Genomic DNA, 9,991 nt, shown 5'->3' with positions numbered 1-9,991 from the left:
CACGCTAGCCGTGCCGTCGCGGGGTGGAGCAGCCCGGTAGCTCGTCAGGCTCATAACCTGAAGGTCACAGGTTCAAATCCTGTCCCCGCAACCATCTTGATTTGCAACGCCTCCTCGGTCACACCGGCGGAGGCTTTTTGCGTTTCTGCTCCAGCACAGAGCGACAGCATTGAGGCGAGCTCGCCTCGTAGATTGATCGCGAGATCGCCGTCTTTCGGCGTCAGCACCACCGCCTCGATGAGCGCGCGCAACCGTTCGAACGCCTGCGCCTTCAGCGCGTCGTCCTCGAAGGCCGCGGTGAGCTGGTCGACCTTCTCACGGTACACGCGGCCCAGGTCCAGGGTAAGCAGCTCGGGCTCCGGGGAAACCGTCCCTGTGGTATCCTGTTCGGCAAGTTCCAGTTCGGCGAGCAGGGCCTTGCGCCGTTCGGTCCAGATTTTCATCTCGTCGACGAACACCATCGCGTCCACGCCTTTGAGGATGGCCGTCTTGGCGCGCGAGAGCTGGTGATCGAGATTGGCCAGTTCGGCTTCCCGCTCGGGGCGGGCGCTGACCGTTTCAGCTGTCAGGCGCCGGGTCTCTGCCTCATATTCCAGAAGGAACGCTGCGACGACATCGTCACGCAGCATCTCGCTCGACAAGCCCGCCAGCACGCGCGTGTCGAGTTCGTCCTGGCGGATCGTCAGTCGGTTGTCGCACCAGGTCGGGCCCTTTTTGGCGGCGCCCTGGCAGCCGAACCGGGTCTTGCCCGATTTGGCATAGCTCGCGCCGCAGCAGCCGCAGGTCATCTTGCCGGTCAGCAGATACCGCGGGCGCTGCTGCGCGAAGAAGGGCAGACTGGCCGTCTCCGTACGCGGTTTCGCTGAGCGCGCGAGCGTAGCCTGGCGGGATTTGACCCGATCCCACAGTTCGACGGGCACGATGCCGAGCGCCGGGGCCTCGACGTCATCGGATCGTTTGTCTTCCGGATTGAGGAAGGCGTGGCGCTTTCCCGTTTCCGGGTTCTTGCGATACGTCTGCTTGCCGTACGGCCGTCGCCCCACATACAGCGGGTTGTTGAGGATACCGGTTCCGCGTGCGGCATTGCCGGTCAGCGTGTTCGGCGTCCAGGCCGCAGCTTTGCCGAAAGGATGTCTGCTGGCTTTGCCGCTGCGCGGCGAGGGCACACTGTCGGCATTGAGGCGCCGCGTGATGGCGATGGGCGACAGGCCGGCCGCATAGTCTTCGAAGATCCGGACTACCACCGCGGCCTCGTTCGGCACGATCTGCTGCAGGCCGCGGATGCGTTCGCCGTTGCCGTCGTGCTCGATGCGCTTCTCATAGCCGTACGCAGAGCCGCCGGGGTTCTTGCCCATCGCGTGACGACGCACGAGCGCATCGCGCGTCTTGTCGCTGGTAGCGCTCAGCTGCTCGGCGTTGATCGTACCGATCATGCCGATGTGCAGCGGCGTGACTATGCCTTCCTTGCGCGTGGCCAGGAGGATGCCGCGAAACCTGAGACGGTCGAACAATGTCGCGATATCGGCCTGACTGCGCGACAGCCGGTCCATGGCGTCAGCGTAGACGATGTCGACGCGACCTGCGTCAACGGCCGCAAGCAACGCCTTCATACCGGGGCGGTGCATCGTAGCCGCCGACTCGGCTGCGTCTGTGAAGCACAGCACCTCCTGCCAGTCCGCGCGCGCGACCTCGCGCCGACACATCATCAGCTGCGTCTCGATCGACTGCACGTCCTGTTTGTCCGTTGAATACCGCGCATATATCGCACACCGCTTCATCTTTCCTCCATTCGTGCGTCCTGCATTCGCAACGAAGGTCGTCATGATGGTCGCCTTCCCGTTTTCGGGGCGACTTGATTCTTCTGGGACCTCTGCTGCCTCGCCAAGTCGCGCGCCAGCAGACGGGCGAGGTCCAGCGCGAGATCGTGGAGCGGGGACGGAGGCTGCGACGGCATCTAGGCCATCTGGGGCACGTGGCGTCACTCCGACTCCGACCTTCCCACATAGTTGCCGGGCCGCACCGCGAAGCTGGCATTGGCCGGTCTACCGCTGCTCATATTGGTGGAAAGCGGCTCAGCCGCTTTCGGGTGACGATCATCGTAAAGGGACGTTGGTTCATTTGATGGGGCAGGGGGCCAGTCGGCCGCTTCCTAGTGAATTATGCCGCCGCCGCGACTGTGATTGAACCGCCCGCCAACCGAAGGCGAGGTCATCAAAATCGGGTGCCGGTCCTTGCCTGAGGCGATCGCCTCAGTCGTTCGAGCGTGCGGAGGATTGGCGCATCGTCCACTCCATCCGGAATGAAAGGCGGCTCGTCGGGATCGATGCAAGGCACTTCAAGGTCGTTCTCACTAATTGTCCAAGCATCGCGAACGACCAACTTACGCTTCGCAATCGCCAACTCGGTATCAATGGTCTGGAAGCCATCAGCGGCTCGGAAAGGCATCGGAGCGAGAAGATAGCAGCCAGCGCGGGCGTAGGCGGTGAGGAAAGTATCGAGGTTTTTGGAGTCGGTCGGCTTCATTCTGTTGATGCGATTCGAAAGGTAGAACATCGAACCCGGCATCGAAGCGCCGTCAAGTTCTGAGGAAAGCATCACCATGTAAGCATGCGGATCATCACGAGCGATTCCGCGGACGATGGAAACTCTTAGTGCGTCGGAATCGTCGGCCGCGCCGTATCGCTCATACCAACTACGGAAAATCGCCTTGCCCGCCTCGAAGTCGCGAAATGCGAGCATAAGGATAGGAGGCTGACCTTCGCCCCATCCGAACCCGGTCGCACGCCACTTCGCGCGGTCCCATAATGGTATGTCGATAGGCGACATCACACGGCGATCGGCATGTCCACCTTCCTCGGGATCAAACTTTACTGCAGCCTCACCTACTCCGAAGAGGATATCCCGCTCCGACCCATCCTCACCCGGCCCAGTCCCGATGGATGGCGGCAACGCTGCCGTTCTCTCGAGCGGATGGCGTTCGTCCTCCGCTACGATCCAGTCGGCCAGCAGGACTCGAGGTTCGTCACCAAAAATATTTCGGGTCGCAACCGCGATCGCTCCAAGCGCCAGAGCGCGCCCGAAACCGACCTCATCACCGGCGACACGTTCCATCCATTTCTCGGGATCTTCGATTATCAGCATGCGGAGGGCGAGACGGATCAGCACCTCCTGGAGCCAGCCAACAAACGCTGGGTAATCCGTTGCGCCACCGTAATTGCCCACGCCATGAGTTATGGTCGCCACGTTGGTCAGGTCGTCTATCTCAAAATTCGGGCGGGCCGCGCCATCGGAGTCCGAGCTTACCGAGAACTCTAGCCGCTCGCGATAAGGGAAAACCTGCGTCCCGAGGCTGGTCGAAAGAAAGCTTTCGAAGGCGGCCAAAATCGCCTCGGCCAGAAAGATTGAATCTCGCTCGCACGCAACGCGGGCTATGACCTCCACGCCCAGCACCACGGTTCGAAGTTCAATCTCGGAACCTTCGGCCAAGGTGGGGCGCGGCGGGATATCCTGAGCCGCCGGCTGCTCAGCCAACCGCTCGAACAGTTCTGCGATGGCCGCATCGTCTTGGTCAGCGGGTGCAAAGCCATCACGACGAACCGCGTCCGGTCCGCCAAGTGCCCATAGCAGGGCGCCTCGTGCGATCTGAAAACCCTGACGCTCGAGCATCGCAGGCGCTCGCTCAAGCGTGCGTAGCTGCCCTAAGTCGCTGCGCATCAGCAGCATTCCAAGCACCGCATCCTGTATCCGGAGGTTCTCCGGCACCATGGCAGCTATCTGCTCTGGCTGCTCGCTGCTGGCGACCACTATCCGGTAAAGTTCATTGGCGGCCAAGACTTGCGGAACACGACCCAACTCGAGCTCGAGCTGCACAAGAAACCTCAAAGGCAGGGCGGCGCGAGCGTCGAGACGTCCCTGCCGCATGAAGGGAGCCAGCAGGCGGTCCGCCGCGACGATCAGCTTTGCTCGGGCCGCCCACTTCAGATCGGCTTGACTGTACGCTTGACCGATTGCGATCAGCGTTTCGAACAGTTCGTCCGTATATTCCGCCTTAATGAGGCGGGTCTCGGCCTTGCCGAGCATACGAATGGCATCGTAGCGGTGCCCCTTCTCCAATTTCTGCTTACCGCGCCGCAGATATGCGAGACCGCCTTCCGCTTCGCTGCGGCGGCGCTCTAAGAGCGCCACCAACTCCTCATAAAGTCCGTCGAACGCATCGCTCTCGGGCACGTACTCGCCCATTCTCGAGATCAGTTCGTGGATCCTCTCAACGGGGTAGTCGCCCAACTGCTCAACACCTGCGAGAACATCGCGAAGCTCGTCCCAAACCGCGGGCAAGCTCTCGGGTCGTTGCTCCTGCATCAGCCGGGTCGCGCTCATAACTAGAAGCGAGGTTCTCGCCTGAGCCGCATTATTCGGCCTTTCGCCGTTGCCAGCTACACGTTCAAGGCTAGCGCGCAGCACCTTCCCTCGTTGCTCGATCTTTGCGGACGTCAATGTGCCCCGCGCGGTCGCTGCCGGATGAAGCATCCACAGGTTGAGAAGCAGTTCTAAATCGGCGGCCTCGTCACTCGCCAACGCAAGCGCCGCGACCGCTTCGTAAGAATTGTCGAACTGCAAAGCATCGTCGAACCACCAGTAGGCGGTCCAGGCATGGCTGTACGCTATTCGCAACCGCTGACCTTCATGCCCGGAGCCCTCGGCAATCCGCGCCGCGGCTAAAAAGCGGCCCTCCACCTCATTGCGCGAACGCTCCAATCCTCGGGCGAGCAGCGCGCTCTCCAGCGCGTCCTCAGCCAACGAATATCTGGCACCGCCGTAGCGGGTAGGGTCGGCAACGGCAGCGTCTAGGCGCTCGAGTTCAATTTGCCGCTCCGTGTCGCGGGGACCAGCACGTTCGTCGATCAGTTCAGCATAGCCGCGCATATTGAGTGCCCGCACGGCGAGCTCTAATAGCTGATGGGAGTAAACCTTTTCGAGAATCCACGTCCGGTCAAGAATTGTGACCGGCACGCCCGCGAGGTCCGTCAGAGTATCCTCAAGGTCGGCTCGCGGCTTCTCTGGCGCGTATTGATTGGTAATGAAGTAGATCCGTTTATAAGGCCTCCCGGTACTGATAATGTTGGTGACATCAGCTTTGATTTTGTCGCGCCACTTTTTCTTCGCGCTGAAGGCGAACGCCCAGCGCTCGCCTGCTGCTTCGGGATCACCGTAATACCAGCGCATGGCCAGTTCGGACGCTACAGGATACGTCTCGGTGTCGACTTTGCTATCCCCGCCGCCGGTAGGTCCGGTCTGCGGGCGCAAATTCGGACAGAGCTCACGCTCCGCGAGCGACCTCGCGAAATACTCGAACTCGTTTTCCTGCTTCCGATTGGTCAGCGTCTCGAGGTGATGATCGAGCACGGCCATTGGTACCGCCGGCTCGGTCTTTCGCTCCGTGTCAGAGAATAAGTCAGGGTGCCATGACCGCATTAGTTCCGGCGGTGTGGGCAGCCTCTCTGTCATGCATTCCGAGTCCCTGGCTCTGTGTCATTTGTTCGCTTCGAACCCATACACGCGATTGCGTTTGAATGACGCCTATCAAATGCGCGCGTGCCAGCAATGTCTAATGGATCGACGCGCCTGCGAGGTCGAGATCCGCTTGCCTGCTGACCTTCCGCTTTACTGACTGTCTGCTACCGGTTGGACGACCGAGGCTGCTAACGGCTTTTTGTTTCGAGTCCGCAAATATAGAAAGACAAGGACCGATGGGGCACATTATCATGCCGGCGTTCGCGTTCCGCGCTTCACTCAGCGAGGATGCGGGCGTGCGATCCGGTTTCGCACTGACCCAGCAGGACATGCTTGACCATCTCGATCCCGACAACGACATCACCCGTCAGCTGCGAAGCGACGAGCTGCTCCGATTGCCTTCGGACGGCTATGCCGACGCGGTCGGCGACCTACTGTTCGCGCTCGGGGCGGCCGAGACCAAGGGCATGCCGACGCTCGCGACGCGGTTCATGCGGATGGTCGGCGGCGATTGGCGCGACCTTTTCGAGTTCGATCAGATGCTACAAATGGAAGCGATCGCGCATGAATATCTGCGACGACGTAATTGCGGGGCCGATGATCAGGATGAGGTCTATGCCGAGCTAAGAGAGCTGTTCGGCGGCAAGGCTTCGAATGTCTGGGAGACACTGCAGCAGGCGATGGCGATCGAGCTTGCGCAGTCGCCATTCTACACGCGCACGCTCGACAAGGCCGATGCGGTCGCACTGTCGGCGTTGTTCAAGAGCGAGAAGCTCCCTAACGAGGCCAATCGCTTCTTCGACCAGCGCTTCATCAATTATCTCGCTGCCCAGCCCGACAAGCTCGCGGCAATGAACTGGCGCCAGTTTGAGGGGATGACCGCCGAATGGTTTCAGCGCGAAGGCTATACCGTCGAGCTGGGGTCCGGCCGCGGTGACGGTGGGGTCGATGTCCGGCTCTGGAACGCTGACAGCCCGCCCGGCGCACCACCAGCCGTGATCGTGCAGTGCAAGCGACAGAAAACCAAAATCGAGAAGGTCGTGGTCAAGGGGCTCTATGCCGACCTTCTGCACGAGCAGGCGGGGTCAGGCATGATCGTCACTACCAGCGATATAAGCCCCGGCGCTGCCAAAGATATCAAAGCCCGTGCCTATCCGATCACCAGCGCGAACCGGCAGGAGATCACACGGTGGATCGGGGCAATGCGGCTGCCGGATAGTGGCATCGTCATGGACTTCGATGCATCCGATGCCGGAGCGAAGGCATAACCGGGACCTGGCGATCAGGCAGACTGGTTGCGCCAAGCGGTCCGCACGGCTTTGACGTCGAGATTGGCCGGGTCCTTCGCCCAGCTCTTGGCAAAGGACGCGGCATCGCTTTCTGGTGTGGGGTTGGGCCGGTCGATTCGAATCCGGGTCGGCATCATCACGGAATCCCCGAGTAGGATCGCCCCGCCACGTCGCAGGGTCGAGAACATTGAGGTGATACCGCGGACCGAGTCCGGCAGAAGATTGCGTACATATCGACCTCGAACCCCAGCGCAAGATCGGTCCCGCGGTATCGCGCCGACCGGGGCAGGGACTGGGGAGCGAACGGCTCGACGAGCATGTCGGGATCGCCCCATCCAATGGCGACCGGATCATCGCGCAGCCCGTAATCGCGCTCGACGCGATCACGCGGACGCAGACGACCCTCACGCGCCCGACCTGGCAATGTTCGTCCACCGCCATAGCGACGGCAAGGAGCAGTTCGACGCCGCGCTTTCAGCTGTTCACGCCAGTCCGGATATCGTCGCGCTTGGCAAGGATGGCCGCGGCGATGAACGCTTCACCAGCCGTGATATGATCGAGACCGAACAGCGGCTCGAGAATGCGACCGTCCGGCTCGACGCGAGCCGGCGCCACGGTGTCGACGAGCAGCATCGCAAGCTCGCACTGACCCGCGCTGAAATGCGCGGGATGGTCCTGTCGGCTGAACAGCGCAGCGCGTTCGATCATGTGACGAAAGTGCAGGGGATCAGTGTCGTGGTCGGCTATGCCCGTACCGGCAAGTCGGCGATGCTCAGCGTTGCGCGCGAGGCCTGGGAGAGTGCCGGCTATACCGTTCGCGGTGCCGCGCTGTCCGGTATTGCGGCCGAGAACCTCGAAGGCGGATCGGGGATCGCCTCGCGCACGATCGCGAGCCTCGAACATCAGTGGAAGCAGGACCGCGAACTTCTCACACCGCGCGATGTGCTCGTCATCGACGAAGCTGGGATGGTTGGTACGCGGCAGATGGAGCGCGTCATTGCCGAAGCGGAGAAGCGCCGCGCCAAGGTCATGTTGGTAGGTGACCCTGAACAGCTCCAGGCGCTCAAGGCGGGGGCGGCATTCCGGTCGGTTGCCGAGCGCCATGGTAGCGTCGAGATCAACAACGGCGGCTATCCAGTCAATCACCTTCGATCTCGTATCAAAGCGCTGTCCGAGCGCTTGACATGTTAACATTCTCAGTCTCATACGAGAGGCCAGAAGTTAACACGAGGTTTGCTAGTGCCGGTCCTTGCTCAAGAATACGAGATCGTGCCGCGACTGGCGCAGCTCGGACTGCGTCGCGATCTGCTCCTCGATGTTGTGGGTGCCGCGGTTGGCGGCAGGCGCAATGCCACGGGCTACCACCCGTTGAGCGCCGGCGGCCTTTTGTCCTGGATCGAGGGAACAGGGCAGCTCCGGCGCATATTCGTTCAGCGGGGGTGGGAGGTCTGTCGCAGGGACAATATCGAATCGATTTTCAATCCCGAGATCGGCATCAAGGTGGTGTTCCAGAACGCCGAGCGCGCGGGCGACCCGCTGCTCGATCCGTTGGCAACCTCGAAGAAGGGGGCCGGCTCGGCGCGTGCCATCGAACTCGGTCAGTACGAACTGTGGCCCGAGGAACAGGCGAAGAAGTTCGTAGAGGTCACGGCGTCAACTTGGGTTTTGTTCGTCTACAGCGATGGTGACGACGTTCGCGCGGAGCTATCGTTTCCCAAGGCGATCAACGGAGAGCAGTTCGACGGGTTTCATGAGCGGATCCTTTTGGTAGAGAAGGGTGATTGGGGCGCACCGGTGCCGATTAAGGACGATGGCGAGCCGTCGGCCGAGTACGAAGTTTCGGTGACCCGAAAGGCATAAATTGCGTGTTTAATTCCCAGCGACTGATCCTTGGCCGGAAGCGGCGCAAGTTGACTGCGCGCGCCCTCGCGCTGGCGATCGGGGTTTCACCGATTACGATCTCGCGCCTCGAGAACGGGGTGAACGAGCCCGAGGACGATACTGTCGAGGCTTTGGCGCGTGCGCTCAACTTCCCCCGTGGTTTCTTCTTTGCGGAGGACGTGGACGAACTGCCGGCGGAGGCGGCCAGTTTCCGGAGCCTGTCGTCGATGACCGCCCGGGAACGGGACGCTGCCCTCTCTGCCGGGGTGATCGCATATCTATTCATTGACTGGGTGGCCGAACGCTTCAATCTCCCAGCGACTGACGTTCCGGAACTACGCGGTGACGCGACCCCGGAGGCGGCGGCGCAGGTCGTGCGCGCCAACTGGGGACTGGGCGAACTGCCGATCTCCAACATGATCAAGCTGCTCGAGTCGAAGGGTGTCCGGGTCTTTTCGCTATGCGAAGACACGAACAACGTCGACGCATTTTCTTGCTGGCGAGGGGCTAATCCCTTCGTCTTCCTGAATACTTTTAAATCCACCGAGCGCAGCCGGTTCGATGCGGCTCATGAGCTTGGTCATCTCGTGATGCATAGGCATGGCGCGCCGCAAGACAGCCGGCAGGCGGAGAGCGAGGCCGATCGGTTCGCGTCAGCCTTCCTGATGCCGACGGACGATGTGATGAGCCGCATCCGCTACGTCACCGATCTTGAGAACCTGATCCGTGCCAAGAAGCGGTGGGGCGTGTCCGTCGCTGCACTCAACTACCGCCTCCACAAGCTTCGGGTCGTGAGCGAATGGCAGAACCGTAGTTTGAACATTGAGATGTCGAGCCGCGGTTTCCGACGGCAAGAGCCGGAAGGGTTGCCGCCTGAGACTTCTGCGCTGTGGCCGCAAATCTTCACATCGCTCTGGCGCGAACGTATCACCCGTGATCAGATCGCGTCCGAGCTGAATGTGCCTACCGGGGAACTCGATGCCATTCTGCACAGGCTAACGGGTGGGGTATCCGATGGTGGGGAGACTACTGTCAGACTGCGAGCGATCTAGTGGCGAGAGTTCAGCATGACGCAGATCTTATGCCGACGCTCTACGAAGCGACCTGTTATAATTCGTCGATGGTGTCTTCGAGGAACGAGCACACCTGCCTACGCAGAGCTAATTAATGTTAGCCCCCTTCGTTGTTATTTGGGGGGCTTGCTAGATTTGCTAGGGTCAGGACCCATTGATGTGAGAGGCGCGATCTGATTCAGGCTCCGTGAGGAGAGCGTGGATGAGCGACCTGTACTGGCTGACGGATGAGCAGAT

6 protein-coding genes, 1 tRNA gene and 1 pseudogene are annotated in these 9,991 nt (G+C 61.2%); 5 read left to right on the top strand and 3 right to left on the bottom strand.

The features are described from left to right. Window positions 1-17: 17 nt before the first annotated feature. Window positions 18-94 (top strand) — tRNA-Met (locus tag ASG20_RS18810). Here ASG20_RS18810 and ASG20_RS20180 read toward each other — a convergent pair. Then, the gene (locus ASG20_RS20180; protein WP_443025965.1) at window positions 51-1,706 is read right to left on the bottom strand and encodes a recombinase family protein; all 1,656 of its coding nucleotides are present in this window, start codon (window positions 1,704-1,706) and stop codon (window positions 51-53) included. The genes ASG20_RS18810 and ASG20_RS20180 overlap by 44 nt on opposite strands. Window positions 1,707-2,211: 505 nt before the next feature. Continuing rightward, entirely contained in the window at window positions 2,212-5,409 is a 3,198-nt protein-coding gene (locus tag ASG20_RS18795) for a hypothetical protein (protein WP_056056416.1), read from the bottom strand. A gap of 353 nt (window positions 5,410-5,762) precedes the next feature. On the opposite strand from ASG20_RS18795, the gene ASG20_RS18790 reads away from it, so the two are divergent. After that, on the top strand, window positions 5,763-6,779 hold the full coding sequence (locus tag ASG20_RS18790) for a restriction endonuclease (RefSeq protein WP_056056413.1): 1,017 nt from the start codon (window positions 5,763-5,765) through the stop codon (window positions 6,777-6,779). A gap of 14 nt (window positions 6,780-6,793) precedes the next feature. Here ASG20_RS18790 and ASG20_RS18785 read toward each other — a convergent pair whose 3' ends face one another. Then, the gene (locus ASG20_RS18785; RefSeq protein ID WP_156364450.1) at window positions 6,794-6,937 is read right to left on the bottom strand and encodes a hypothetical protein; all 144 of its coding nucleotides are present in this window, start codon (window positions 6,935-6,937) and stop codon (window positions 6,794-6,796) included. A gap of 95 nt (window positions 6,938-7,032) precedes the next feature. Between ASG20_RS18785 and ASG20_RS18780 the strand changes: the two are divergent. From ASG20_RS18780 to ASG20_RS18770, 3 genes and pseudogenes are all read left to right on the top strand, one after another. Further along, window positions 7,033-7,922, top strand: a pseudogene (locus tag ASG20_RS18780) (AAA family ATPase); the annotation flags it as partial. Between the two features lie 117 nt (window positions 7,923-8,039). Further along, on the top strand, window positions 8,040-8,660 hold the full coding sequence (locus ASG20_RS18775; RefSeq protein ID WP_056056407.1) for a hypothetical protein: 621 nt from the start codon (window positions 8,040-8,042) through the stop codon (window positions 8,658-8,660). A gap of 5 nt (window positions 8,661-8,665) precedes the next feature. After that, window positions 8,666-9,733: a helix-turn-helix domain-containing protein gene (locus tag ASG20_RS18770; RefSeq protein WP_056056405.1), complete on the top strand. Its 1,068-nt coding sequence runs from the start codon at window positions 8,666-8,668 to the stop codon at window positions 9,731-9,733. Window positions 9,734-9,991: the final 258 nt, after the last annotated feature.

Origin of the sequence: Sphingomonas sp. Leaf198 (assembly GCF_001424005.1) — a bacterium.
Taxonomy (GTDB): Bacteria; Pseudomonadota; Alphaproteobacteria; order Sphingomonadales; family Sphingomonadaceae; genus Sphingomonas.
The sequence above is the reverse complement of the archived record's forward strand: the minus strand, read 5'-3'. Positions and strand labels throughout refer to the sequence as shown.

Bases quoted from the DNA above. Each gene is read 5' to 3' on its own strand.
- ASG20_RS20180 (WP_443025965.1), bottom strand. From the start codon at position 1,706: ATGATGTGTCGGCGCGAGGTCGCGCGCGCGGACTGGCAGGAGGTGCTG.
- ASG20_RS18795 (WP_056056416.1), bottom strand. From the start codon at position 5,409: ATGGCCGTGCTCGATCATCACCTCGAGACGCTGACCAATCGGAAGCAG.
- ASG20_RS18790 (WP_056056413.1), top strand. From the start codon at position 5,763: ATGCCGGCGTTCGCGTTCCGCGCTTCACTCAGCGAGGATGCGGGCGTG.
- ASG20_RS18785 (WP_156364450.1), bottom strand. From the start codon at position 6,937: ATGATGCCGACCCGGATTCGAATCGACCGGCCCAACCCCACACCAGAA.